This is a genomic window from Neokomagataea tanensis, assembly GCF_006542335.1.
Lineage (GTDB): Bacteria > Pseudomonadota > Alphaproteobacteria > Acetobacterales > Acetobacteraceae > Gluconobacter > Gluconobacter tanensis.
The window spans coordinates 1,494,565-1,521,223 of the sequence record NZ_CP032485.1 but is presented as its reverse complement, the minus strand read 5'-3'; the positions used below and the strand labels follow the sequence as shown (position 1 = coordinate 1,521,223).

The following is a 26,659-nucleotide window of genomic DNA, read 5'->3' as shown; positions in this document are numbered from 1 at the left end:
ACAAACTCGACAATGCTAGGAAGCCTCAGGCTTGCCCCAGAATAAAGCCGCCACCCAATACACGGGAGCCTTCATACAACACACAAGCCTGACCCGGTGCAGGCGTTGCGCCGGAGGTCAACTCAACTCGCGCCCCACCATCTGGCAACGGCACGACCAATGCTTCACGGAGACCTTCACGCGCACGGATCTGAACACCACAACGCACCCCTTCCGGAGGCGGATTGCACAGCCAGTTCATATCCCGCAGGTGAATAACCTTACGCGCTTCCGCGCTCTGAACAGAAACACGCGGCCCTACGACGATGCGACGGCGCGATACGTCTATTTTGGTGACCATTTGGCGCTCACCAACAGCCGTGTGAATATCACCCAGTCGCTTGCTTTGACCGACTGTATAACGCGCCACACCCTCATGCTGTCCAAGCACGCGTCCCGCCTCATCGACGATTTCACCCGGCCCGCGAATTTCAGGGCGAAGCTTCTCTACAATTTCAGCATAGGAGCCATTTGGAACAAAGCAGATGTCCTGGCTGTCAGGTTTAGCTGCAATTTGCAGACCGAACTCTTCTGCCATTTTACGCACCTGTGCTTTGTCCGGCACATCTCCTAGCGGGAAGCGTAGATATTCGAGCTGTTCGCGTGTTGTCGCAAACAAAAACCAGCTTTGGTCCCTGTCACTATCAATCGGGCGATGCATTTGAACGCCATCTGCCGCCTCAACACGGCGGACATAATGGCCGGTTGCCATCGCCTCACAGCCAAGGTCCCGTGCCATACCAAGCAAATCGGTAAACTTTACGCCTTGGTTGCAGGCCACGCATGGTACGGGGGTCTCCCCCCGTGCGTAAGACGATGCGAAACTGTCAATCACACTATCGCGAAAGCGATTTTCCGCATCAATGACATAATGCGGAAAACCCAAACGGTCGGCCACAGCGCGCGCATCCATGATATCACGCCCTGCACAGCACGCCCCCGGCTTGGCTGCTTGACCATGATCATACAACTGAAGTGTAGCACCTATGACCTCGTGGCCCTGCTGCTGAAGGAGCGCAGCCACGACAGAACTGTCCACCCCTCCGGACATGGCAACGAGGATACGCATAATTTAACCCTGCTTCGGTAAGTGGATAACAAGACCGTCCAGCGCGTCAGTCATGACGATCTGGCAGCCCAAACGGGATGTCTCTTCGAGGCCGAAAGCGAGGTCGAGCATATCTTCTTCATCGTCCGTCGCATCTTCGAGCTTCGCAGCCCATTCCGGGTCAACGATGACGTGGCATGTCGCGCAGGCCAAAGACCCTTCACAAGCACCTTCTAGGTCAATGTCGTGCTTATGCGCGATCTCAAGCACCGACAAACCATTTGGCGCATCAACATCACGACGTGAACCATCACGTTCAACAAAGGTCATCTTAGGCATGGACGATTAGTTTCCTCTTACTCTTTAAACGTCAGGAACACGTGCAACATTGGTCAGAAGAGCCGCCGCACGCTCAATTTCGGCATTGGAGGTATAGCGTCCGACCGATAGGCGCAAGCACCGTGCCGCTTCATCGCTTGGCAGGCCCATCGCCGTTAAAACATATGATGGTGCCAGCTCCGCCGCTGAACAGGCAGAACCTGTCGACATGGCGATGTCGGGCAGTTGAGCCATTACGTCAAGGGCTGACACCCCTTCTGGCAGGCAGAAATTCAATCCACCTGGTAAACGTGATGCTTTTGCACCATTTAGCACAACTCCCGGCAGGCCTTCACGCAGTTTCTTCCATAAAAGATCACGCAACTCAGAAATCTGTGCTGCATCTTGGGTGAGACGTACCTTTGCAAGACGTGCGGCCTCTCCGAACCCCACGACAAGAGGGGTCGGCAGAGTTCCAGAGCGTACTCCCCTCTCTTGTGCGCCACCGGAAAACAACGCCTCAACTCGCGCCCTTGGCCGCCGACGCATGTACAAAGCCCCAACGCCTTTAGGCCCATACATTTTATGAGCTGATAACGACGCCAAATCGACGTTTTCCAGAGTGACAGGCAGTTTCCCTGCCATTTGCGCAAGATCCGTGTGAAACACTGCTCCCGCCGCACGGCTTACGGCTCCTAATTGCGCAATATCCTGCACGACGCCTGTTTCGTTATTAGCCGCCATGACGCTTACCAAAGCTGTCGGCACCAGCAAAGCTGCACGCAAATGTTCAACATCAACCAGTCCGTTGCGGTCTACCCCTAGGATAACGACCTCAAACCCCTCCGCCTCAAGGGACTTAACCGACTCTAAAACGCATTTATGCTCCGTCGCGCACGTAATCATGCGTTTGCGTTGATTATTCACGCGCCGTGCATGGCGCGCAGCGCCTTTAATCGCGATATTATTTGCTTCCGTCGCCCCAGACGTAAAGATGATCTCTCGCGGGTCTGCCCCCACAAGCTCCCCAACTGACTGACGAGCACCCTCTATTGCTTTTGCCGCTTTCTGGCCGGGCGCATGAGTACTGTGCGGATTAGCGAAATCTTGCGCAAACCAAGGCAACATTGCGTCCACGACCTCTGTTGCGCAGGGAGTGGTAGCGAAGTAATCCAGATAAATCATACACTACTCCCGTGCTTTAGGTTTTGCGTAACCGCGCGACCATTTGGCCATAGGCCGCTATGAATCCATCGACATGGTGCTTTTCAACATTCCAAGGCAAAGAAACACGCAGCGCCTGCGTCGCTCCATCACATTCGCCCATAGCGGTCAGCACATGTGACGCAGCCACTTTACCGGAAGAACACGCCGATCCAGCCGAAACCGCAAAACCTGCCAGATCCAGTGTCATAAGCTGTATCTGCGCTCCGACACCATCAAGGATGATATTGCTTGTGTTAGGCAGACGCTCACTTCCAAACCCGGCTACACGAGCACCAAGCTGCATCACGGCCTTATCTATGTCCCGCCGCAGGGAATCCACCTCTGACCAGTCTTGCTGCCTTGCTGCGGCAAAAGCCGCCGCCATGCCTGAAATTGCGGGCAAGGCTTGCGTACCGCCACGCCGTCCACGCTCTTGCCCACCTCCGGGCATAAACGCATCAATCGGCTGGGCATCAGGCAGTAACAAGGCTCCCGCACCCTTTGGCCCGCCCATTTTATGGCCTGAAAGAGCAATACTGCACCCATCCAAAGTCGGATTAATTCTACCCGCACTTTGTACCGCATCAACGTGAAGCAAAGCTCCAAATTCGCGACATATGGCCCGTATATCTTCTAAAGGAGAAATAACGCCGGTCTCATTATTTGCGGCCATGACACATACCAGCGCAGGGGGACCATCCGCTAATTTTTGCCGCAAGACGGTACAATCCAGCGCCCCATTAGGCAGAACAGGCAGAATTTCAGCACCGGCCACAGCTTTTCGGATTGCGTCGTGCTCCGTTGCGCCAATCAAAATGCGCCGCCCTGCCCCATATGTATGTAAGGCCAGTGCATTTGCTTCCGTCCCTCCAGACACAAAGACGCATTGATCCGCATCACGACCGAAACCACCCGCAATGACCGCACGGGCATTTTCAAGAGCATGGCGCGCTGCACGCCCAAATGCGTGAACTGAAGATGGATTACCAACCAAGTCCAGCGCCGCGATGACAGCATCCCTCGCCTCCGGGCGCATTGGCTCCGTCGCGTTGGCATCGAGATAAATTGGAGTGGCTAAATTTGTCATACACACCACATCGGACCGAACAACATTTTAAGCAAGTTTCGGATTGACGATTCGTGAATTTAAGGCAACGTGTCGATTTTGGTGGAAATCTTCGCGCTTGAGTCGATATACAATCGCACATCGGAAGGCAGGGCCGTAATCCTGCCGGACACAGTGTGAGAGAAATATGCCCGAAGTGATGTTCGCTGGCCCAGATGGCCGGCTTGAGGGACGTTATCACCACTCTAGCGAACCTAACGCTCCCCTCGCCCTGGTGCTACACCCCCACCCCCTTCACGGTGGCACCATGAACAACCGCATCACCTACACAATGTATCGCCATTTCGAGAAAATGGGTTTCTCGGTGATGCGGTATAACTCGCGCGGTGTTGGCCGGTCACAAGGCCGGTATGACGGTGGCATTGGCGAAATTTCCGATGCTGCTGCTGCGCTTGACTGGATGCAAATGGTCAACCCGAACTCATCCGAACTTTGGATAGCGGGTTATTCTTTTGGTGCGTTTGTTGGCATGCAATTGCTAATGCGCCGCCCCGAAATCAGCGGTTGGATCAGCGTTGCTCCTCCAGCCAATGACTACGACTTTGGTTTCTTAGCACCTTGCCCATGCGGTGGCCTGATGATCGCCGGTGGAAAAGATGAAATGGCACCAGAGCCAGGCATCCGTAAGCTGGTAGATAAACTCAACACGCAAAAAAACGTGTCTGTTGACTACCGTATCTTTGACGATGCCGACCATATTTTTGCAACGCAGGCCGATCAGGTCGGTGCAGCCCTTGAAGACCACGTAACAACAATGCGTGGCCGTAAGGCGCTTGCCCTCGCTGCGGACTAAAGCACGATTACCCCCGCAATGGAGAGTGTTCTACGCCACTCAACCATTGCGGGAATAATTTAAAAATAAAGATATTCCAAACATAAAAATAGCGCTGTTAAAGTAGGGATTATTCAAAAAAATTCTTATTTAGGCTCCTTATTTTATGTTGGATTACCACCCACTCACACACCTAAACGATACTCAATGGAGTGTACCCGGCCCGTCACGGATCGTGACTGCCCGCTATGATGGGCAAAAAATGTGCTCCTTTGGGAATATCCAGATATCCGAAGACAATCTTTTAAAAGCCTTACCTTACTACTCACAGGACAAACTTTTCAGTTTCAACGCCCTCTATGATGGCTGGAAAGTCACGACGCTCAAGTCTTTTCGTCCCCTAATTTATTTTTGCGCCTTCAGCGATCCGGTCATATTAGATTGTGTCGAAATTGCTGTCCAATCCCTCATCACATACGGAGGCTGGACGTACGACATTGCCGTACTAACGGATGAGACCTCGGCCAACACTCTAAGGCAGAAACTCTCCATCCCCGAATTTTCCGGTACGATCACAATCATTCCAGTTTCTAACACTTCTGACAAATTGGACTGGTGCCTCTCGCGCTACGACCTCAGCCTTTCAGAAGTTTTTAAAAATGCCAGCCCTATTCTCTACCTGGATGCCGACATCGTTTGCGACCATCCGCTCCACGCCCTTTTACCTCAACTGGCAACATCACCTTTCATCCATGTCTGCCCAGAGGGACGGCTCGACGAAGGATCGCTCGAATCAGAAGGGCATTGGTTTGGCTGGCGCTTGCTGGCTGGTGACAATGTTCCTTTCGAGCCTTTTAGTAGCGGCTTTTCATCTGGTGCATTGGGGTTTTCTGGCGCCGAAAGCGCTAACACTGCTTTTCACCTGATCAGGCAAGCCGCTTATGGCTGGATGAAAATTTTTGGCGGTCGGGACACTCTTCCAAGCTTTGATCAAAGATTTGCTAATTACGTCTTGCGGAAAATGGCTTTAGCCAACCTAGATTTGATGCCTGATTTTATTAATCTTTACCGCATCCCTCATGCCGGTGCACCCTATCCTTCAGTCCATGCGCGCAAGGGTATCGTACATTTCCTTGGTGTTCCCCTCGCGCAAAAGCGTGACGCGATGGCCGCGTATTACAGCGCACTCAGCCAGAACTTAGGCCGCGACGATTGACCCCAATACTGACTGCTATTGAGCATTTTTTTATGCCTTTCCCTGTCACGACGCTGTTTCAATATGAAAGCGTAAAGACTAGCCCAACCCTGCGCTCGGCTGGCTATAGCTCCAAACGGAGCACAGGCGTGCGCCATATCTTGGCGATACATATAAAACCTCACCCGTAAATATTCTCTAAAGTAATAATTTGTAAAAAATAATTTTTCGCAAACGTAATAACATTGTTATTTGATTATTCGTTTTTTTGTTACAAAGCCTTGTAATATTGTTCTCAAATCGAACCAGCGGAAAATTTATGAGTCCGGAAAATATTATCGACGTTTCAGAGCTAACTAAAAAATTTGGTACATTTACTGCCCTTGAGAATATTTCATTCTCCACAAAACCGGGAGAAACAATAGGGCTTCTAGGGCGTAACGGTGCCGGGAAATCGACTCTAATCGGCTGCCTGCTTGGCTTCCTCCTTCCCAGCACAGGCGAAATCAAAGTTTTTGGCCAAGACATTGCAACGCTCCCGAGAGAAAAGCGTGCCTGCACTGGATATGTACCGCAGACAATGAGTGGATTTGATCACTTTAAAGTCGGTAAGCTGATCGATTTTATTAGTGCTTTTTACGGCCCCCTCCCACCCGTCTCACCGCAGTTACTGGCATGGGCTGATCTAGACCCCAAAAAAATCGTCAAAACTTTATCGGGTGGGCAGAAACAACGTCTCGCCATTTTATTGGCGATGCGACACAACCCGAAATTCCTTCTTCTGGACGAACCTGTTGCCAGTCTCGACCCGCAAGCACGGCGCAGCTTCATGAGTTTGCTTGAGGAATTTGCTCAGGTCAGCGGTGCAAATATTATTATTTCCTCCCATATTTTATCAGATATAGAGCGTGTCTGCTCCAGATTGCTTTTTCTAAAGAACGGGAAGCTTATTCTTGATTGCAGCACACAGACCTTTCAACAAACAACACGCTGGCTGCACAACACTTCAATAGAAGAGATCAGTCTGTTGCCTTTGAAGGTTTTAGCAAAAAAAGACCGCGATTTTCTCGTTTTCGGCTGGAACACTGACCTAAACCTCTCCCCCGAAACCCGCGTAAGTATCCCCGATTTCGAAGATGCATTCCTTGACATTACGGAACCTGAGGAGACACAAGCGTGAGCGCCTCTTCTACCGTACCCTCAGCATTCAACGCTACACTTATTAGCCTCCGCAATTATGCGAGCCCTGTTTTCTTACGCGCCAACCCTCTCAGTGTTGTGACTTTTTTTGAATTAATTCTTATTATTATAAATACCGTCTCTGGAAATATCAGCAAATACACATTTGAAAATTTTACCATTACCAGTATTACAATGTTCTTAGCGCCTCTTTTTTATTTTAATCATCAAATAAAAAGTCCACAATCTGCTTCTATACCAGGATTTTACGGCGCAGAGGCACGTGCCGCGGCTATATTTTCGATAGCCAGTATCCTTATACTGACGTCGTGGTTGGCATATCTGGCGCTACCATTCTATTCTGCTCTTCTATTAATAACAATGCAAAGCCAGTTCGTATCGTTCCAATGGTATTCAAAGAAAGTATTTAAAAGTAAAAAAACAAACCCATTCCGTTTTATAACTTTTATAGTATCACTTGTTTTTCAAATATTTTTATCCTTTATTTCATTTAATAATGATTTTATTATAGGTCTCCCTGCGCATATTGCCCTTCCCATAGCTGCTTTCCTAATAGTTTTTTTGATATTTTCTATCCTAAGCTCCCAAAACCGTACTGTTTCTTCAAATCTTTCAATAAACGACTATCCTACAGTTAAGATGAAAAATACTCAGCAACAAAATAAAATCTCTAATACACAACTAAAATATAGTATTTTAGGAAAAGATATACAAAATCACTGGCTAAAATTTTTATTTGATATTTCATTAATTCCATTGTTGTCTGTTTTCATGTCTTTAACAAATACAATAATTTCTCACTATAACTTTAGTGAATCCCTCAAAAACACTCTACCAAAAATGTTTATACTACTTTTATTTCCGCAATCTTTTGTTAGTGACCGTACCCACTGGGCCCCCCTCTTCGCAACGGGCTATTTTGGCTCTCGGGAAAAGTTTGTACGAACTCTCTTCACGTTACGTTTGAAACAAATGCTGCTTCAAACATCCGCACGAACGTCAAGTTTTGTCGTTTTTTGGTCTTTGGTTTTTGGAAAACTTCCTGTTGAAAATCACCTAATTTTATTATCTATTTTCTTGCCCGCAGGTATATCTTTAGGTTTTACTGAAACAATTCCCTTTATTTTCAATAAAAATGCATCAAAACAATCTTTTTTATTTTTTTCATTAATACCATATGTTCTATTATCTGCCTTCGGTAATCCTTTTAACTCGCCTCGTAACTTAGTCCTAATCACGGTATTAATTATTTGTTCTTTAGGTGCTATAGGTTTTTTCCTAGCACCCAAGTATATCCAAAAAGCAGATTGGCCTTATGAAACACCTTAGACAGGTTTCCTCTGCGCCTGTCTGTGCTATGCAAACCCTCGTTTTATTTCATATTAAATAGTGTTGATCGCCCATGCCCCAGTCCCCGTTCCTTCGTGAAGCTCAAGCGCGCGGCCTGATTTTTCAGTGCACTGATCTAGAAGCGCTAGACGCAGCAATGCTCGCTGGCCCGATCACAGCTTATGCTGGCTTTGACCCTACGGCGGACTCCCTGCATGTCGGAAACGCTGTTTCCATTATGATTTTACGCTTATTGCAAAAGCACGGCCACCGCCCCGTTGCACTTATGGGCGGTGGTACAGCACGCATCGGCGACCCGTCTTTCCGTGATGAAGCACGCTCGCTCATTACAGCCGAGACAATTGCGCACAACATTGCTGGAATTGAAAAATCCCTCCGTCAATTTATCGATTTTTCGGACGGGAAAGCTCTACTAACCAATAATGGGGACTGGCTGAATAAGCTGTCTTACTTAGATCTACTGCAAGACGTAGGCGTTCACTTTTCAATTAGCCGTATGCTCTCTTTCGAGAGCGTCAAACAACGCCTCGACCGCGAACAAGGCTTAACCTTCCTTGAGTTCAACTACTCCATCTTGCAATCATACGACTTCCGCGAGCTAAACCGCCGCGAAGGTGTAACGCTCCAAGTCGGCGGTTCAGACCAATGGGGCAATATCGTCTCGGGGATTGACCTGACACGGCGCACCGAAAGCAAGCAGGTTTTCGGCCTCACCACACCGCTCGTCACCACAGCATCCGGTGCTAAGATGGGTAAATCCGCCGGCGGCGCAACATGGGTTCGTGAAGAAAAACTACCCATCTTTGAATACTGGCAGTTTTGGCGGAACACTGAAGATGCTGACGTCGAACGCTTCCTCAAAATGTTCACAGACCTACCCGTTGAAGAATGCGAGCGCCTTGGCGCTCTAGAAGGCGCCGCAATCAACGATGCGAAAAAAATCCTCGCGACAGAAGCTACCGCCATCTGTCACGGGCGCTCTGCAGCTGAAGAAGCCGCAGAAACTGCTCGCCGCGTCTTTGAGCAGGGCGCAGCTACAGCCGCCCTGCCCGAAGTCAATGTTGCTGCCGCTACGCTCGACGAGGGCCTACCCATCTTCCGTCTTTTGCAAGATGCGGGCCTCGCCACAAGCGGCGGTGAAGCACGCCGCCTCATCCGTGGCGGCGGCGCGCGCATAAACGACGTCGTTATTAGCGATGAAAACCTGGTCGTTAGCTCTCAGGACCTCCAAAATGGAGCTCTGAAACTCTCATCAGGCAAGAAAAAACATATCCTCGTTCGCCCTGCATAACCCTAGATATGACGGGTGTCATGTTTCCTTCATGACACCCGGCACTGTTTTGCGGCTTGTCGCCTCTCCATAGTGACTACACCCATTTTTGGGCCTCTATGGAGTCTTCGCCATGGCTACTAAATTGCAAAAACGCCTTTTTACTACCGAAACACTTACGCTTATTTTCGCTGCTTTTTGGGCATTACGTGGCGGCAAGGCTGCTCTCGTTCCGTCCCTGCCACTTTTAGTCTTGGTGGGGCTAATCTCCGCCCTACTGTTGAGCGGGTGTGTTGCCCGATACTTTTACCTCGACCTACCTGAACCCCACTGCAATCAAACACTCTTAAAGCGTGTACAAATATGGCGGGGCGTATCTCTCTTTTTCGTAGGATTTTTAACCAACGCAACGCACCACGCAGAACTTATGTACCCTTTCATTGGCGGCATTATTGGCCTGACCTTAATACCCATGGGCCGCGCCCTAAGAGAGCCCGTGCATTATTTCAGCGGCTGTATCATTGTTTTCATCTCTTGCTTTTCGTGCATTTTATCGGCCCCAATGCATATGACACTCGCAGGCCTTGGTACTGCTATTACGCTATGGCTAAGCGCTGTAATTCGTCTTGCAAAAACGCGCACATACACCACACCCGAAACAGCGATTTAACGAAATGACCTTAGTTGAAGTAGACCAAAATCCGACACGCAAAAGAACTTACCTCTACCACTCGGTTTTCTTAGTCTATTTGTTCTTTTATCCGCTTAACTGGATCCTCGACAAAACACCGACATTGCTTCAGGCGACTTACGGAATTGCCGCCTTTTTTGCATTCCTAACCCTTTATTTTGCTCCGTATCGCCCAAGCAAAAAGAACGGTTTCATCGAAAGCACTGAACTCGAAATTATTCTTACCGCATTATTAGGATTTTCGGCATCGTGGACCAATGCCGGGTGGATGACATTTAATATTTACGCTTCCGCCATGTGTATTCGTATCAACAACACGCGCAGAGCTATTACCCTCCTAGTCATACTACAAATCTCTCTCATAGTATTTTCTTGGGCTGTACGGGGCGTACCCATATCGGGCAGTATTTCAATCGTCATCAGCCTAGCAACCTATACGATGTCGTGGTTCCAAGGCCGACTTGCCCGCCAAAATCAACGATTGAAAGAAGCTCAATCAGAAATCCGGACGTTAGCAGCAACATCAGAGCGTGAACGTATCGCGCGGGATTTGCATGATTTGCTTGGCCATTCTCTTACAGTCATTGCCATTAAAAGCGAACTCGCAGCCAAACTCCACAACCGTTCCCCTGAAAGAAGCCTAAGCGAAATTAATGACATTACCTTGATTGCACGCGAATCCCTGCGCGATGTCCGCGCCGCTATCACAGGTATGAAAAAAGCCACCCTTACCCGTGAACTTGAGCAAGCCACACAAGCGCTAAAGGCAGCTTCTATAGACGCCACCGTACAAGGGAGAGAATGCCTTGCACATGAAAGCACTGCCTCCATCGAAACCTGTAGCGTGCTTGCTATGGCTCTTCGTGAAGCCATTACGAACGTTATCCGCCATTCCAGCGCCACACGTTGCCAGATCACCATTCACGGCCCCCCGGACCAACCGCCACAGGGCATTTCCGTAAGCGATAACGGCCTTGATTTAAAAAACTCTCAATCTTTGCTCGAGGGCAACGGTTTGCGCGGCATGCGCGCGCGCCTTGCTGCAATCGGCGGAACCATCACACTAAAAACTAACAACCCCGGCCTTACTCTCACCGCGAGCCTGACACCATGATCCGCCTTCTCTTAGCTGAAGACCAAACCATGCTTATTGACGCCTTCGAAACGCTGCTCAGTTTGGAAGACGACATGGTCATTATCGGCCGTGCTCATGACGGCAGCTCTGCACTCACTCTCGCGCAAGAGCTCAAACCAGACATCGTCATGACTGATATTGAAATGCCAAACATGACTGGTATTGAACTGGCCGAACGACTCAAAGCAGAAAACAGCACAACAAAAGTCTTTATCGTCACCACTTTTGGCCGCCCCGGCTATCTCCGCCGCGCACTACAGGCTGGCGTCCGCGGCTACATGCTGAAAGATGCCCCCATCACCCAACTCGCCAACGCCATTCGCAAGGTTGCTGGCGGTGGCCGAGCCATTGCCTCTGACCTCGCGGAAAGTGTTTGGGACGCACTACCAGACCCCCTCAATGACCGCGAACGCATCATGCTGCGCTTGGCTGAGGCCGGGAAAACCAACCAAAGCATCGCCGAAACAATGAGTTTATCAACCGGAACCGTCCGCAACTACTTTTCTGAAATCGTTCAAAAGCTAGATGCCAAAAACCGTATCGAAGCCAGCCGCATCGCACGGCAAAACGGTTGGCTGTAAAGAAAAATACCCGCTCGCTGTTTACCAGCGCAATTTTATCTTTTCCGCGGCCCGCATACACCCTGCGCTTCTTGTTCGATCAAACGCGCGACACGCTGCAAAACGCGTTCCTCGGAATAGAGAGAGACCGCCCTTTGACGGCCGCGCTCTCCCATCGCAGCAGCTTTTGCACGATCTTGAGTAAGCGTCCCTAGTGCCTGCGCTAGAGGAGCGGCCAAACCGGGCGGAACCAACAATCCAGTCCGCCCATTTTCAACCTGCTCCCGAGGGCCTTTTACGTCCGTCGCAACAACCGGCAAGCCACAAAGCATCGCCTCAATCACAGACATCGGTAGCCCTTCAAAATGACTAGGAAGCGCAAATATATCCGACGCAGCCAACAAATCTGGCACATCATCACGCGAGCCCAACAACCTCAAACGCGACCCAAGCTTTTCCTTAGCCCGCGCAAAACTCTGCGCAAGGTCATGCCCGTGGTCCGTGGCTAATCGCTCACCCACAACCCATAATTCTGCGTCGGGGACGTGCTCCATAGCCCGCAATAATTCCGGGTGGCCTTTGTGGCGCACCAAGCGTGACACCACGATAATAACCGGCACATGATCAGCCACACCCAGTCCTGCCCGCACCCTCTGCCGGGCCTCAGGGTTTGGGAGAAAGCGCTGCGGGTCCCTGCCATTGCCTATTGCAACGGGGTGAGCATTCAAGTGCAAGCGCCGTGCGTCGCGAGCTTCCTCAACAGACACCGTCATGTACAAATTCGTCATTCGCCCCGTGACGAATTCTAGTAACAAGGAAAGCCAACGCCGCAGCCCAGAACCCGGCTGGTTAAACAGGAAACCATGCCCCGTGTAAGCAATAACCGGCACACCACAGAATTTCGCCGCCAGCCTCGCTAGAATGCCACTAATAGGCATATGCCCGTGGACTACATCTGGCCTTTCTTCCCGGATAAGGCGCACTAATGCCCAAAAAGCCCGTCCCTGAGCCAAAGGGGAAAAAGACCGTGCCATTGGCAGGCCGTGCACCTTAAAGCCTGACGCACGAACTGCGGCTAAATCGCGCCCTTCCGCACACCCGCCCTGCACGTCATGCCCTGCGTTACGCAAAACTTGCATAAGCGGGAAGATGAATTGCCTGAGAGCAAAATCAACATTTGTGATTTGCAAAATTTTAAGTGGACGCCCCGTCACTCAGGTATACGCTCCAGCAACCAAGAGACAGTCTGGGTCACACCAGCAGGCTTGGCACTAAGCTTAGCAGCATCGTCATCCCTCTGACTGTCGTCTTCAGTTGTCTCCGCATATTTAGCGTCAACATAAACAACAATTTGCCGTGTTGGTTCGACGTGGTCGCGCGCCAAATAGACATCCGGTTCTACCGCCAGTCCACCTCCGCGCTGCCTGAAACGCCAAATCCGCTCCCCGACATGCATGATCACATCATCATCATCCTGCGTGACGATAACATTGGGGTGCAAATGGAAGCGTAAGGCAAAAGATACTGCCCGCTCACTCTGGAGAATATCTTGCCCACGCAAGTCCTCACCACTATCGCCCAAATATAGCTGTCGCTTCCACGTCGCTCCTAATGAAGGATGATAACCATCATGCGACAGATCAATCCAATGAGCATCGCCATTTGTTTGGTGCTTGCACGTCACATGTGCTGGACGCCGCGATATCCGCCCCCGAACGTCAAAATCAGAAGACGAAAAATCTTCCGGGACAAGCACATTATGCGCGGGACTAGCTCGCAGCGCTTTGGCCCATGGCGCTAAAAGCGCCGAGCCGCAATTTACAAAAATACGGTCTTTGAGATGCGAAAACTCAAACGATAATGTCCCGGCATGGGCACTCTGGTCTGCACCGGTTGGTGCCGGGTTGCCGCCATCGACAATCAGCAGCGACTTCCCCAACGCAACGCGTGTAAATTTCCCATCAGGCAAGCTAGAGGCAATCAATTTCAAACGAGAGCCTTGTGCCAGCGCGCGCTCGATAGAACGAACATCGCCCTCACCACTCCCGTTAAAAACAGCAAGGCCGCCATCGCCATGACAAAATGCCCTTAATACAGGCACAGCCTTTTCAAGCGATGCCTCCACCACGGGCGGTACACGTAATTGTGCAGCCCGGAACATCATGGACATTTCGGCCAATTCGCGCACGAGTTCATATTGTGCCTGCGGGGAACGCTCCACCGCCATACCATCCGGCAGCAAAACACGCTCCAAGGCACTCGGTAAATACCGTAAAAAACGTACCATGAAACCAGATTGCTCCGGTATCGCCAAAGCCGCAGCAAGCAAACCGCGAAGCGCTGAAAGCTCAGCCCAGCCGCAAAATGGAATGGGCAATAACGCAGATATTGTCCGCGCTTCAATCAACACCCGGTCCATCAATTTTTTTTGCAGACGATGATCCGCGGAAGCGAGACAAAAGGCGTGGTTGGAAAGCCATGATGCCAGCCGCATGCCCGTTGTACAGGCATCTTCAGCCATAGCACCACCCGGCGGGTTGGCAATCCAAGCACCAACCATTTTACGGGCAACCAAGCGCGCCTCATCGCTGCCGAGAGCACGCAAATCCCGTAACCACGAGAAGCCGTAAAGCCAACGCCGCGCCGCGTCAGGCCACGTGCCCACAGGCCAAGCCGTTACCGGAGCCCGCCCATAAGTCAGATCGTATTCTTTCCGATCAAAACGGAAGTAACGTCCGACAAGCCGCGCCCCTTGTTCTGCATCGCCATGCCACGGATCATGACATACGGCAGCAGGCCCCGACGGCGCGCCCTTCCTGAAGGGCATCCTCGCCATGGAAAGCTTGAGTTTGGAAAGTTTTGTCTGCTCCGTCCGGCCCACGCCCATCAGCTATCCTATTCCGCGTACGGCCCTTCTAGTGCTGCAATTGCAGCGTCCCGATCATCTTTGCCGAAAACCGATGAGCCCGCTACCAACATCGTGGCCCCGGCCGCTACAGCCTGCGCTGCCGTCTCTGGGCCAATTCCACCATCAACACCCAAGACAATATCACGTCCTGATGCTTTGATCATCTCCGAGAGTGTACGGATTTTGGGTAATTGACTTTCAAGAAACTTCTGGCCGCCGAAACCCGGGTTAACTGTCATGACAAGAATAATGTCAACGAGATCCAAAACCTGAGAGATGGCCTCCGGTGGCGTAGCTGGGCACAGCGCGATACCAGGCCGACAGCCCAGCGCCCTAATTGTCTGCAATGTTCTGTGTACGTGGGGTGCATTTTCGATGTGCACGGTAATGTGATCAGCACCCGCCTTAGCCGTTGCTTCAAGATACGGGTCCACGGGATCGATCATCAAATGGACGTCAAATTTCGCCCCTGTATCACGCGGCAAAGCCGCAATTATTGGTGGGCCAAACGAAATATTAGGCACAAAATGCCCGTCCATCACATCCAAATGCAGCCACGGAGCACGCGCTACAGAGCGCGTTTCCTCGGCAAGATGCCCGTAATCAGCCGCAAGCAGACTGGGGGCCACAAGAATTGGGGAACGATCTGTCATAACGCTTATCTATCCGCAATGCTCGAACAGGACGCAAGCCGCTTAACAGCTTCTCCCTGTGAATGAAACCATAGATTGCCACCGGCTCACCCCGGAACAACACCGCTCTACTATGCCCCAAAGCGCAACTCTTAGGGAGGTTCTGCGTCCTTGAAGGAAGGTTCAAATCCAACACATTTTCCTGATCTCGTCACCGTCGTGGAGCATCTTATGTTTGACCGTCTCTCGCCCGTACTGCTTGATTCCTCAACATGGATCCGCCAGCCGGCGCACACAGTTTGGCTCAAGGCACGCGGTGAAGACTTATTGCTTTTCAGCCGAAAGGGGAAAGTTGAGGGCGGCTTTACAGGCCTAGACCTGAAGGGAAACCTCCCCGAGGGCGCCAAGGCAGAAGGGACAATCACGGCGCGCTGCGCCCATGCTTATGCAGCCGCAGCGCTGAAAGGCATTCCCGGCAGTACTGCATTCAGCCAACACGCCCTCGACGCATTGCGCGGCCCATTACACGACACTCAACACGGCGGCTGGATCCACTACGCAGACAATCCAAACGAACGCAAACAGGCCTATCTTCATGCCTTCGTCGCCCTAGCAGCCTCATCTACCAAAGTCTTAGGCCTGCCCGGAGCCTCAGAGCTGCTAGAAAGCGCTATCAAATGCATCGAAACGCATTTCTGGTCTGAAGAAGAAGGCGTAATGCGCGAAAGCTTTGCCGCTGATTGGAGCGATGAAGAAGATTACCGCGGCGCAAACAGCAACATGCATTCAACCGAGGCCTTCTTGGCGCTGGCTGACGTCACCGGCGATACGAAGTGGCTACACCGCGCTTTACGCATCGTGACACGCTTCGTTCATGAGTTGGCAGCCTCTCAGGGCTTTGCGATGCCAGAACACTTTGACCGGAACTGGACGCTTCTGAAAGATTATCACCGCGACCAGCCAACCCACGACCTACGCCCATACGGTATGACACCCGGACACTTCGTCGAATGGTCGCACCTTACCCTCAAGCTTGAGGCATCCTTGCTGCGTCACGGGCTGGATGCACCGGGTTGGCTCCTCCACGACGCACAGGCACTTTTTGAAACCGGCATCCGAACCGGCTGGAACGCAGACGGCAAACCAGGACTTTTATATACTGTCGACTGGGACCACAAACCCCATGTCACAGCACGCATCCACTGGGCGCAGGCAGAAGCACTTACAGCTGCAATCCTGCTTTATAAGCGTACAGGAAACCCCCATTACGAACACTGGTACCGCACAATCTGGGACTACATAGACACAACACTGGTCGACCGCACCTACGGTAGTTGGCTCAACGAAGTCACGCCCGAAGGCGCCCCTTCAGAAACAATCTACAAGGGCAAAGCAGATTTGTACCACGCCTATCAATCGACCCTTGCCCCGCTAACCCCTGCTGCACCAAGCCTCATTACCGCTCTTCGTGCAACGCAAGGCGATACCTAATCCGTGACCCTAGCCCTGAAGCGCATTGAGCGTATTCAGGGCTATTGAAGCCCCACCCATCTGTGCATTCACCGTACCTGAGCTCCTTGAAACACCCGTAATCGTTCCCGTTACGGTTGTTGGCAAAGCAACACTGTCACCATTCGACGACATCCCCTGAACAGCAACATAATAACCGCCATCAGCTACCGTGTTGCCAGAATCGTCTTTCCCGTCCCACTGCCAGCTCTGCTGCCCAGCGCTGGCCTGCACAGTTTCGCTCCGGACAAGCTGCCCAGCACTATTCGTCACAGCGATGGCAACCTCTCCAGCCTGTGGCGCAGTATAACTGAGATCTGCTTTCCCATTCTGTAGAGGAAGCGATGCGCTGACCGCTGACGTTGTTTTCCCTATCAGGTTTGCGCCGCTCGCCAGCTGGCTCTCCTGTGTCGCACTCAGCAAACTGGAAAGAGTGGTATTAGACTGTACCTGCTGCTGAACCCCTGCAAACTGAGCAACCTGTGCCGTAAAATTACTGCTATCGGTCGGATTCGTCGGATCTTGATGCTGCAGTTGAGCCGTTAAAAGTGTCAAAAACTGGTTAAAATTACCGGCCATAGACGAAAGTGCTGCACTAGCGGTGCTACTAGCAGTGCTGCTCCCGCTGTTATCCGCAGCACTCTGTGCAGAACTCGCACTGCTGCGTGCAGCCGTTAAAGCTTGCGACAATAATGAGCTTTGATCCGTCGTAGATGTTACAGAACCACTCACTCTCCCACTTCCCTTCTTCTATGCCGTAAGATCAACGACGCCACGCATGCACCGCGCTGATTTTATCAAGGCCGTCTTGTGTAGATTCTCTGAATTTTCTGGGGTTCCGCTCAAATCTGATCTATCCGAGCCTGAACTGCTTGGCCGACCAGAACGCATCTCCTGCGTCGGTAATAAACCAGCTGTAATGTGTATCGTCGGCAGCGCAGTCATGCCGGGCACCAAAGTCTGGTTCAAAGCCGCAACCAAAGCTGTCGTATCCTGCGTGAGCAAATTAAGGGTGACTGCGTTTTCTGCAGCAATATGCACATGCTGCTGCCCCTCGACGCCATCGCGTATGGCAACAGATACATGCCCTTGTTCAGCGAGGTTCATGTGCACCACGCTCCGATAACCTTCTATGCTTTTTTCGTGCTGTACTAAGGGCTCTCCCGATTCATGGGGGCGGGAAACAGCTTCTCCCTCTTGTGAGATACCCTTTTCGTGAATCGTAGATGCTGCTTGCTCTGGCTCGGTGTCCGGAACGGAAAAATCTGCATGCCCCATATCTAGGCTAGAAGCCTCTAATCCTTGCGCCACTTCACAGGGGGCCCCACTGACTTCGCCCGGCGATGCCTCCATAGACACACCCGACGTTAAAGGCTGACTACCCTCCACTCCATCGGCAGGGAGCACGCCCATATTAGAGCCAAACGCCCCCTGCACATTCGAACCCCCCATTAATGGCGCGTGAGTTACGTCTTGTGCACCATCAGATTCAGGTTGGCTTTGTGAAGGAACATCTTTCCCGTCTTCCTTCAAATTTTGGGCTGCGGGACATTTGTCAGCCTTTCCTGACAAAGATGTCTCTGTGGTTGAATTTTCTTTCAGTCGCGGCGTCTCTTTGGTGACTTGCGACCGCGCATTGGTCGACGGTCCCACTTCCCACTGCTTAGCTATAGGCTGCTGCCCCAATTGTCCTACCGCGTGTCCATTTGCCGTACTCTTGGCCACGCCACCCGACGTGGGCACCTCAGATTTCGCGCCCAATTTAGCCGATAGACCCGCAGAACTTTGCCCCTGCGTTTTTTCATGCCTATCCCCTGCCAGCGATGGCTTCGTGCCGATCTCAGAAGACTTTCGTGCACTAGGGACTGTCTTTTCCGCCCCCGCCTGAGACGCCTGCGCGACAGGGACAGTCTTGGCGGACAACGCCTCAGCCGGCTTAATTTCGGGGTGCTCATAGCTTTTCAAAAGCACATCGAAACGGCTTTTCACCGTATCCTGCGCAAGCAATGCACTTGCGCTACTCGATAGCCCAGTCACCTGGCTGGATGCCCAGAGTTGTCCCGTCAGAACCGCTGACATTTCTTGTACTGTGGACACGCTGGCTTCCCGGATCAAAGTGCGACATAGCCACGACACTTTGACGGAAAGTTTTTAAGGAAGGGTTACCACGCCAACTGAAGCGGCTCTTATTTTGGTGACGCGCCGGTGTTAAGCTTACCCGTCTCGGGTATTAAAGCATCGTATTGCGGAGAGCCGGGATAAGGTCCGCGCGCTATATTCGCCGCGGTGGCGCACTCAACTGAAGCACCCTCCAAGGCAAAAACCTGTACACGGTGCCCCGCGCGGTCAATTAAACCCCGCGCTTTGACCATTCGCCCTGAACGGAGCGATGAGCGCAATGTTTCAGGCACGACTAGCATCGTGCCATCGCGCAGCACTGCCCCCTCATCCGTTAAGCGGGCAATAACCCCCTGCACGACTGGCAAAGGGCTAACGTCATATTCACAAGGGGCTGCCACGGCAGATGACGCCGTTATGGACAAACACAAAGCCGTAAAAACGCCGCGCCAGACACCCATGTTTCACCTCAATGGCGGAAATGCCGCATTCCAGTAAAGACCATCGCAATACCAGCTTTATCAGCTGCATCGATTACGTCTTGGTCACGGATAGAACCACCCGGTTGGATTACAGCAACAGCACCCGCTGCCACAACGCTTTCCAAGCCATCCGCAAAGGGGAAGAACGCGTCAGACGCCGCAACAGATCCAGTGGTCAGCGGCTCCTGCTCACCCGCAGCTTCAGCTGCATCTGCACTTTTACGCGCCGCAATCCGGGCACTGTCAACGCGCGACATTTGCCCCGCACCGATACCAACCGTGGCCCCGTCCTTCGCATAAATCACAGCATTGGATTTAACGTGCTTGGCAACACGAAACGCAAACAGCAGGTCACGCATTTCGGCTTCCGTCGGTGCGCGCTTCGTCACAACCTTAAGATCAGCTTCCGTTACATGCCCAGCATCACGGCTCTGTGCTAAGAATCCGCCCGCAACGGTCTTCACAGCGAGACCTTCCGCCTTCGGATCAGGCAATCCACCTGTCAGCAACAGACGCAGATTCTTCTTAGCGGCCAGAACCTCAAGTGCTTCAGGCTCAGCATCTGGCGCAACAATCACTTCCGTGAAGATCGCAGAAATACGTTTCGCTGTTGCCGCGTCCAGCGTGCGATTGACCGCAACGATACCACCAAAAGCCGAAACCGGGTCACAACGCAGCGCAGCTACCCAAGCATCTTCCAACGTAGCAGCTGACGCCACGCCGCAGGGGTTCGCATGCTTTACGATAACAACGCTCGGCGCAGAGAACTCTGCAACAGCCTCAAAAGCCGCATCTGTATCGTTCAAATTGTTATAGCTCAGCGCCTTACCCTGCACTTGACGTGCTGACGCCAAGCCCGGACGCATGCTGCCATCACGATAGAACGCAGCCTGCTGATGCGGATTTTCGCCGTAACGCAGCAGATCACCACGCGTGCCTGACAAAGTCAGCGTTTGCGGTAACAAATCACCAGCCTGCTGCGCGAACCAACGTGAAATCATGGAGTCATAAGCTGCCGTATGGGCATAAGCTGCTGCTGCATAAGCACGACGTTCAGCATGCAACGTGCCACCTGCTTCAAGCGCGCTAATCAAGCCCGCGTACTGGTCAGGTGACGTCAAAATAACCACATGGTCGTGGTTCTTGGCAGATGCGCGGACCATCGCCGGCCCACCAATGTCAATGTTCTCGATGCAATCTTCAACGCCAGCACCAGATGCTACCGTTGCTGCGAAGGGGTAAAGATTGACGCACACCAGATCAATCGGCGCAATGTTGTGCTGCGCCATTTGCTCCTGATGGCTTGCAAGATCGCGGCGGCCCAAGATGCCACCATGTACTTGCGGGACCAGCGTCTTGACGCGGCCATCCAAAATCTCGGGGAAACCGGTGTGTTCGGACACATCCTTCACTGTCAGGCCCGCTTCGCGCAGCGCACGAGCAGATCCCCCGGTTGAGAGGAGTTCAGTGCCATGGGCGGCGAGCGCACGCCCAAGCTCGATAAGCCCGGCTTTGTCAGAAACGGAAAGCAGAGCGCGGCGGACAGGGATACGGTTTTCGGTCATGATGGGAGAGCCATATCGCCGGAAAACGGCACATGCAACCGTTGATGTGCATGAGGGTGCAGATCGTGTTCAGAGTGTAACGGCATTGCATTCCAACCGAACCAGCCCAGCAAGGCCAATGTGGGTACCAGCAGGCATACCTCTCCTACACCGCCCGTCTTGACGTATGGCCAAACCGACACGCGTGAGCGACTAAGCGGCCCAAATAATTGACACCCCCCCGTAGGTAGATCCACGCAAATATGGCTCGCCACTCCCAGCAGCAGGCCTCCAAGGGGGCCCGCTAAAACATCACCCCCAAACAGCGCCCGACACAACACCGCAACAGCCACCCACAACACTGCCGAATGGGTTAACCCCCTATGCCCACATAGCCGGGCCACCGGGCGTGACAACCATTTCATCCGCGCGCCCATCATGGAGCGCTCTGTATCAATATCTGGTAAAAGACTTCCAATCAGAGCTGTAAAAAATGAGGCGATGTCCGGTGTCAGAATTTGCCACCGCATGGCGCAATAAGATGTAAATGCGCCAACGAGAAGATGTGAACGACCTGTCATAGGCGCAGTAGAAATCAGTCCTTGTGCAGAGATGCAAGAGGCTCTGTGAATTGCCAGCCACCACCCAAAGCCCGATACAAATCAACGAGTTGAGTATTCATCTTCGTTTGCACCGCTGCCAAGCTCGTCTCACTCGCCAAAACGCGTGCCTGCGCTTCATCTACTTCAAGGAACGGTACCGCACCGGCTACATAACGCTGTCGCGCGGCCGCCAATGCAAGGCGGTTCTGCTGCACGGCTTCATCCAAACGTGCTTTCTGGTCCTGTATTTGCGCATATCCCGTCAACGCATCATCGACATCACGCCACGCATCTAAAACTGTTTGCCTGTATGCTAATGCGGCCTCCTGCTGCGCTGCTTCACAAAGGTGAAGCTCTCCGCGCAGCCTGCCGCCCTCAAAAATAGGAACATTTAATGTTGGGCCAAGCGTAAAATACTTGGCCACAGGCAAGAAGAAATCTCCGGCTGAAAGCGACTGTGTACCGAGATTTCCAGCAAGTACGATGTCTGGGTAAAAAGACGCTTTTGCCATCCCCACACGCGCCGTTGCCGCGTGCAAACGCGCATCCGCCAACATAATATCCGGCCGTCGTTGCGCTAGGGTCGAGGGTAGACCGACCGGTACCACCCCTGGGACGGAAGGTTGCGGCCTTACCGGACTAAGCTCCCCCTCCAAAGCGCGCGGTGGCAAAGCAAGCAAAGATGCCATCGCATTCATCAAGGCCGATTCTTCCGCCCGCAGAGGTGCCAGTGCACTTTGTGTGCTCGCTACTCGCGCCTTAGCCTCGGCCAACTCCAACTCTGTTGCTGCACCGTCACGCACGCGATCCTGCACAAGCGCCAGATCGTGCCGCGCCAATGCAAGGTTATGCTCCGTCAGCATACGCTGCTCTTGCGTACCACGAAGCCGCATATATGCGCTGACCAAATCCGACACGCTTGCCAGCGCCACTGCCCGCCGCGCGGCTACAGCGGCATCCGCCTCAGCCCGGCCTGCCTCAACCGCGCGCCGAACCATGCCAAACAAATCAAGGTCCCACCCGGCAGAAGCTATGTTGGTGTAATAATTATACTGAAGATTGGCGCCTGCCCGTGGTTCCGCCAGTGATAAGAAGCCCCGCGTGCTCTGTTGCGTCCATGTATAAGCACCCGCCCAATTCACACTAGGCAAACCCTGAGCCGCAGCAATTCGCACCTGTGAGCGTGCAGCAGAGATACGTGTAGCGGCTTCCTGCAAAATTAGATTTTGTTGCCCCAAACGCTCTACAAGGTGATTTAACTCCTCATCCTTAAAGCTCCGCCACCACGCAACATCGACCTCACCCGCATAGGTTACGCTTGGTGCGATCGGCTCATTACCCCAATGCTCCAACCCCGTGACGTGGGGCGTCTTGTAATTCGGCCCGACAGTGCACCCTGCAAAAAAAATCGCACTACTAACCCCTAAAACTCGCCTCAATCCCTCCTTCATTTCGCTGTCACCGATCCCACTTGCGTAATTTTCTGCGCGCCTACGACATCTGCCAAACCGGTATGCACGGTCGTCTCAACCGACAAGCCCATGCGAAGTAACCCAGCTTCTTTTTGCCCCGGCACCAATGTAATTTTTACTGGCAAACGCTGCACAATTTTTGTGAAATTTCCTGTCGCATTTTCCGGCGCCAAAGGTGCGAACGCTGCACCGGACGCAGGGGGCACACTGTCCACCACCCCCTTTAAATCAATATTGTAAGCGTCAACGTGGATTTTGACGGATTGGCCGGGCTTCATGTTCCGGAGGGCAAGCTCCCGGTAATTTGCCTCGATCCACAATTCGTTCATGGGAACAACAGCCATCAACGCCGCACCCGGCCCAACATAATTCCCGAGCTGGACACTACGCTCTCCGACCATCCCGTCGAATGGCGCAATAATACGCGTGTAGGAAAGATTGAGTTCTGCCTGATGCACACGCGCACGGTCCACTGCCAGTGTCTGCTCAGCCGCGTCGTGCCGAGCTTTCAAAATTGGAATTTGGTCCTGCGTTGCTTGTACGTCTGCTTCAGCCCCCTGTAATGCGGCCTGCAATTCGCCAACTTGCGCCGCATAATGCTGATGCATTTCGGTGCTGCCCGCACCGGTCCGTGCCAAATCTCTGTAACGCTGCAAGTTTTCCTGTGCGAAAACCAACTCGGAGCGCAAGCGCGCTACCGCAGCCTGCGTTTGCAATACCAAAGCAGGCTGCCTCGTCTCGGCCGCGGCCGCATCCAATACTAATGCTTCGTCATGCGCCAGCGTTGCCCGCGCCTGCTCAAGCGCCGTGCTATAATCACGATCATCTAACGTCGCTAAAATCTGACCAGATTTTACCACCTGATTATCGTCTACGTTCACACTCACGATTTGCCCCGGAATACGCGGTGCTATCGTAGCATAATGCGCCGTTACATAGGCATCATCCGTGGAAACATCAGCGCTCGGAATAAAGATAATCCCTAGCACCACCGCCACAAAAATAACGACAACCACACCTGCCAGAAAAAAAGGCCATTTTGGCGTTGTCTTCTTCTGATCACTATCGGCATGATTCATAAACACTAACTTTCATGGCACGTACTATTTCTTCGCCAAAGCAATACGCGGCGGATAGGTTCGCTCTGGAACCAGAAGTACAAGAAAAATAAGAAAAACAACGAAACCAGCAACGACCAAATAAACGTCGCTCAGCACCAAAGCACGTGTCTGATGCGCGAGTTCATAAGCCTGATAACGCACAGCTTCAGGCGTCCGGGGCATTCCATTCGGTAAAAGCGGCGTTGGGTAATGCACCGAAGGACTTTCAGCCTGCCAAAGGTTGAAACGCTCGCGGCCGAGACGGTCCGTCAATCTGTCTGAGTGTAAACTACCCCGCCAACGCTGAACCAACTGTACAAGCCAGACACCAACCGTCGATGCCATACCTCTCGGGCAATTCACCATTGCCGCAGCAAACGGCCCTTCCTGTGGCGAGAGTGAGTTCGTAGCCATCAGCAGCATGCACATGACAACCATAGAGCCGCCTGCCCCGAAAAATGCCTGCCATAGATAGAACTCCCCTCTGTCCCAGACAGTCGTTACGAAGCTCCCACCCAAACACCCCACTAATAAACACAACAGCCCCGTAAAACTGACTACCCGGCAATCAACCCATTCCCGGTTCAACAACCACGCCAAAAAGGGCAGCATAATGAGCTGAAGAACGGCTACCTCAAGCGTAATACCGTAGCTTTGCTCTGGCCTGTATCCCGCAAGGCCTGACAAAGCCCCACCTGGTATTGACGTTGATGCAATAGAGGTCAGTACAAAGACTGGCAGCGTAACCGCGCCATAAGCAAAGTTACGACGCGCTAAAAGCTGGAACTTGAACAGCGGCAATTCGTGAAACCACTCATTCACCACAAAAAGAGGCAACGATACCGCTGAGATCAGCGCCAATACGCATATAAAGGGTGAATTAAACCAATCCAGCCTGTCACCCTGCTGCAGCAATGTCGTTAGAGATGAAAACCCGACAATGACCAAAAGCATGCCGCGCCAATCAATCTTACGAAAACGCTTATATTGCGGTGCATCCACAGGCATACCAAACCACGCCAGCACCAAAGCTATGGCCGCCAAAGGAACGACCTGAAAGAAAGCAAACTGCCATCCCACAAGGTCACACCACAATGCGGCCAGAGCACCGCTCAGGTAAGGAAAGAGCGTGGCCGTCGACGCGTATGCTGCCAGACCAATTAACCGAATTTTAGGCGCCAGAACACGCAAAGCCACAGTCATTAAAAGCGGGATGGCGAATCCCCCAGACAGCCCCTGAAGACTGCGCAACATTAAAAGAACAGGCACAGATTGGATAAAAGGAATAAAAATACTAGATAACGTCGCAAGGGTAATCACAAAGAAAATAAAGCGACGCAGTGAAAACGTGATACCGAGCCACGGAGACAGGGCCAACCCTATCACTTCAGACGTACTGTATAGACTTGAAAACCACGTTGCCGGATCATGGCTAAGACCGAGTCCCCCCATAATATCAGGGAGTGATTGACTTGAGACCTGCTCGTTCAGGCCAGTTGCCAAGGCCAAAACAATAACGCCTGCCAAGCCAAAGAGAGGTTTTTTATCTGCGTCCATAAAAAGGGTACGCTCCTCCTTTGGTCATCCAACGGAATGTTGGAGGGCGTTGGCTGCACACTCGTCGAATTTTCGTAAAATGCATATGGGCCACTCTAGGCGGAACACCCTGAGTAGCCCAACAACAATAATTCTATATAATTATTTATAACGCTTTAGAACTTACGACGCTTTTAGCGCCGAAGCCGCTTTGGCGCGGCGTGTAACTTCTGCCGCATCAAATTCACCAGCGGTCAACCACGAGCCACCAACGCATGAGACGGACGGCACAGACAGCCACTCTTGCGCTGTCGCTTCCGTAATACCGCCCGTCGGGCAAAAGCGGACAGCACCAAAAACGCTCGACATTGCTTTAATAGCCGGAAGCCCGCCATTGGTCACGGCCGGGAAGAATTTGAAGCGTGTCAGACCTAAATCCAAACCACGCATGATGTCACCGGCATTCGCTACGCCCGGCAGGAATGGCACATCATGTTCTGCGGCTGATTTCGCGAGTGATTCCGTCAAACCGGGGCTGACAATAAATTCTGCGCCTGCTTTGAGCGATGCTTCCAAATCTTTTGGGCTCAAAACGGTTCCTGCGCCGACCAATGCCCCTTCGACCTTGGACATTTCAGCAATCACCTCAAGAGCGCATGGCGTGCGAAGCGTTACCTCCAGAGTGGTCAGACCGCCGGCAACCAGCGCCTCCGCCAAGGGGCGCGCCTGTGCGACATCCTTTACCACCAGCACAGGAATAACCGTGCTGCGGGTCATAACGGCGTCTAATTTCGCAGTATCGCTCATGATTGTTTGATCCTCTCCATCAAGGCCAGACAAGAAGGC

The 26,659-nt window shown here is 52.4% G+C and carries 25 protein-coding genes; 8 read left to right on the top strand and 17 right to left on the bottom strand.

Annotation, left to right across the window (positions count from 1 at the left end; all coding sequences use genetic code 11):
• Positions 1–25: 25 nt before the first annotated feature.
• Genes mnmA through D5366_RS06980 form a run of 4 tightly spaced genes read right to left on the bottom strand, consistent with a single transcriptional unit; the run spans position 26 to position 3,698 of the window.
• A complete protein-coding gene (mnmA, locus tag D5366_RS06995) occupies positions 26–1,108 on the bottom strand; it encodes a tRNA 2-thiouridine(34) synthase MnmA (RefSeq protein WP_141492863.1) in 1,083 nt (360 codons plus the stop codon).
• Positions 1,109–1,111: 3 nt separating this feature from the next.
• On the bottom strand, positions 1,112–1,426 hold the full coding sequence (locus D5366_RS06990) for a ferredoxin family 2Fe-2S iron-sulfur cluster binding protein (protein WP_141492862.1): 315 nt from the start codon (positions 1,424–1,426) through the stop codon (positions 1,112–1,114).
• 24 nt (positions 1,427–1,450) lie between these two features.
• On the bottom strand, positions 1,451–2,590 hold the full coding sequence (locus D5366_RS06985) for a cysteine desulfurase family protein (RefSeq protein ID WP_141492861.1): 1,140 nt from the start codon (positions 2,588–2,590) through the stop codon (positions 1,451–1,453).
• A 16-nt stretch (positions 2,591–2,606) separates the two neighbouring features.
• The gene (locus tag D5366_RS06980; RefSeq protein ID WP_141492860.1) at positions 2,607–3,698 is read right to left on the bottom strand and encodes a cysteine desulfurase family protein; all 1,092 of its coding nucleotides are present in this window, start codon (positions 3,696–3,698) and stop codon (positions 2,607–2,609) included.
• Between the two features lie 166 nt (positions 3,699–3,864).
• Here D5366_RS06980 and D5366_RS06975 point away from each other — a divergent pair, with 166 nt between their 5' ends.
• The 5 genes from D5366_RS06975 to tyrS all read left to right on the top strand — a co-directional run bounded on the left by D5366_RS06975 (position 3,865) and on the right by tyrS (position 9,545).
• On the top strand, positions 3,865–4,530 hold the full coding sequence (locus tag D5366_RS06975) for an alpha/beta hydrolase (protein WP_141492859.1): 666 nt from the start codon (positions 3,865–3,867) through the stop codon (positions 4,528–4,530).
• Positions 4,531–4,675: 145 nt separating this feature from the next.
• Entirely contained in the window at positions 4,676–5,725 is a 1,050-nt protein-coding gene (locus tag D5366_RS06970) for a glycosyltransferase family protein (RefSeq protein WP_141492858.1), read from the top strand.
• A gap of 298 nt (positions 5,726–6,023) precedes the next feature.
• Positions 6,024–6,884 carry an ABC transporter ATP-binding protein gene (locus D5366_RS06965; protein WP_141492857.1) on the top strand — a complete coding sequence of 287 codons (861 nt, stop codon included), beginning with the start codon at positions 6,024–6,026 and terminating at the stop codon, positions 6,882–6,884.
• Positions 6,881–8,233: a hypothetical protein gene (locus D5366_RS06960; RefSeq protein WP_141492856.1), complete on the top strand. Its 1,353-nt coding sequence runs from the start codon at positions 6,881–6,883 to the stop codon at positions 8,231–8,233. Before D5366_RS06965 ends, D5366_RS06960 begins: the two co-directional genes overlap by 4 nt.
• 73 nt (positions 8,234–8,306) lie before the next feature.
• A complete protein-coding gene (gene tyrS / locus D5366_RS06955) occupies positions 8,307–9,545 on the top strand; it encodes a tyrosine--tRNA ligase (RefSeq protein WP_141492855.1) in 1,239 nt (412 codons plus the stop codon).
• Between the two features lie 586 nt (positions 9,546–10,131).
• Here tyrS and D5366_RS12225 read toward each other — a convergent pair.
• Positions 10,132–10,236 (bottom strand): 4Fe-4S binding protein, encoded by a 105-nt coding sequence (locus tag D5366_RS12225; protein ID WP_141492854.1) that lies wholly within the window; start codon positions 10,234–10,236, stop codon positions 10,132–10,134.
• On the opposite strand from D5366_RS12225, the gene D5366_RS06945 reads away from it, so the two are divergent.
• Together D5366_RS06945 and D5366_RS06940 are read left to right on the top strand one after the other, a co-directional pair.
• On the top strand, positions 10,199–11,329 hold the full coding sequence (locus D5366_RS06945) for a sensor histidine kinase (protein WP_141492853.1): 1,131 nt from the start codon (positions 10,199–10,201) through the stop codon (positions 11,327–11,329). The two genes, D5366_RS12225 and D5366_RS06945, sit on opposite strands and share 38 nt — an antisense overlap.
• A complete protein-coding gene (locus D5366_RS06940) occupies positions 11,326–11,931 on the top strand; it encodes a response regulator transcription factor (RefSeq protein ID WP_141492852.1) in 606 nt (201 codons plus the stop codon). Before D5366_RS06945 ends, D5366_RS06940 begins: the two co-directional genes overlap by 4 nt.
• A gap of 35 nt (positions 11,932–11,966) precedes the next feature.
• Here the strand turns inward: D5366_RS06940 and D5366_RS06935 are convergent, their stop codons facing one another.
• From D5366_RS06935 to rpe, 3 genes are all read right to left on the bottom strand, one after another.
• The gene (locus D5366_RS06935) at positions 11,967–13,049 is read right to left on the bottom strand and encodes a glycosyltransferase family 4 protein (protein ID WP_240775394.1); all 1,083 of its coding nucleotides are present in this window, start codon (positions 13,047–13,049) and stop codon (positions 11,967–11,969) included.
• 71 nt (positions 13,050–13,120) lie between these two features.
• On the bottom strand, positions 13,121–14,797 hold the full coding sequence (locus D5366_RS06930) for a heparinase II/III family protein (protein WP_141492850.1): 1,677 nt from the start codon (positions 14,795–14,797) through the stop codon (positions 13,121–13,123).
• Between the two features lie 8 nt (positions 14,798–14,805).
• Positions 14,806–15,471, bottom strand: a complete 666-nt coding sequence (rpe, locus tag D5366_RS06925) for a ribulose-phosphate 3-epimerase (RefSeq protein ID WP_141492849.1) — start codon at positions 15,469–15,471, stop codon at positions 14,806–14,808.
• A gap of 210 nt (positions 15,472–15,681) precedes the next feature.
• On the opposite strand from rpe, the gene D5366_RS06920 reads away from it, so the two are divergent.
• Positions 15,682–16,941 (top strand): AGE family epimerase/isomerase, encoded by a 1,260-nt coding sequence (locus D5366_RS06920; RefSeq protein WP_141493881.1) that lies wholly within the window; start codon positions 15,682–15,684, stop codon positions 16,939–16,941.
• A 9-nt stretch (positions 16,942–16,950) separates the two neighbouring features.
• On the opposite strand, the gene D5366_RS06915 is transcribed toward D5366_RS06920, so the two are convergent.
• The 9 genes from D5366_RS06915 to eda all read right to left on the bottom strand — a co-directional run bounded on the left by D5366_RS06915 (position 16,951) and on the right by eda (position 26,620).
• On the bottom strand, positions 16,951–17,691 hold the full coding sequence (locus tag D5366_RS06915) for a flagellar hook assembly protein FlgD (protein WP_141492848.1): 741 nt from the start codon (positions 17,689–17,691) through the stop codon (positions 16,951–16,953).
• Positions 17,692–17,709: 18 nt separating this feature from the next.
• Positions 17,710–19,056, bottom strand: coding sequence for a hypothetical protein (locus D5366_RS06910; protein ID WP_141492847.1), 1,347 nt, complete (start codon positions 19,054–19,056; stop codon positions 17,710–17,712).
• Between the two features lie 89 nt (positions 19,057–19,145).
• The gene (locus D5366_RS06905) at positions 19,146–19,538 is read right to left on the bottom strand and encodes a hypothetical protein (protein WP_141492846.1); all 393 of its coding nucleotides are present in this window, start codon (positions 19,536–19,538) and stop codon (positions 19,146–19,148) included.
• Positions 19,539–19,546: 8 nt separating this feature from the next.
• Complete coding sequence (purH, locus tag D5366_RS06900) at positions 19,547–21,124, bottom strand: bifunctional phosphoribosylaminoimidazolecarboxamide formyltransferase/IMP cyclohydrolase (RefSeq protein WP_141492845.1); 1,578 nt, start codon at positions 21,122–21,124, stop codon at positions 19,547–19,549.
• Positions 21,121–21,684: a metal-dependent hydrolase gene (locus D5366_RS06895; protein ID WP_141492844.1), complete on the bottom strand. Its 564-nt coding sequence runs from the start codon at positions 21,682–21,684 to the stop codon at positions 21,121–21,123. Before D5366_RS06895 ends, purH begins: the two co-directional genes overlap by 4 nt.
• A gap of 14 nt (positions 21,685–21,698) precedes the next feature.
• Complete coding sequence (locus D5366_RS06890; RefSeq protein WP_141492843.1) at positions 21,699–23,156, bottom strand: efflux transporter outer membrane subunit; 1,458 nt, start codon at positions 23,154–23,156, stop codon at positions 21,699–21,701.
• Positions 23,153–24,256 carry an HlyD family secretion protein gene (locus D5366_RS06885; protein ID WP_141492842.1) on the bottom strand — a complete coding sequence of 368 codons (1,104 nt, stop codon included), beginning with the start codon at positions 24,254–24,256 and terminating at the stop codon, positions 23,153–23,155. The genes D5366_RS06890 and D5366_RS06885 overlap by 4 nt, the downstream gene beginning before the upstream one ends.
• A gap of 24 nt (positions 24,257–24,280) precedes the next feature.
• Positions 24,281–25,834 (bottom strand): MFS transporter, encoded by a 1,554-nt coding sequence (locus tag D5366_RS06880; RefSeq protein ID WP_141492841.1) that lies wholly within the window; start codon positions 25,832–25,834, stop codon positions 24,281–24,283.
• Positions 25,835–25,996: 162 nt separating this feature from the next.
• Positions 25,997–26,620 (bottom strand): bifunctional 4-hydroxy-2-oxoglutarate aldolase/2-dehydro-3-deoxy-phosphogluconate aldolase, encoded by a 624-nt coding sequence (eda, locus tag D5366_RS06875; RefSeq protein ID WP_141492840.1) that lies wholly within the window; start codon positions 26,618–26,620, stop codon positions 25,997–25,999.
• Positions 26,621–26,659: the final 39 nt, after the last annotated feature.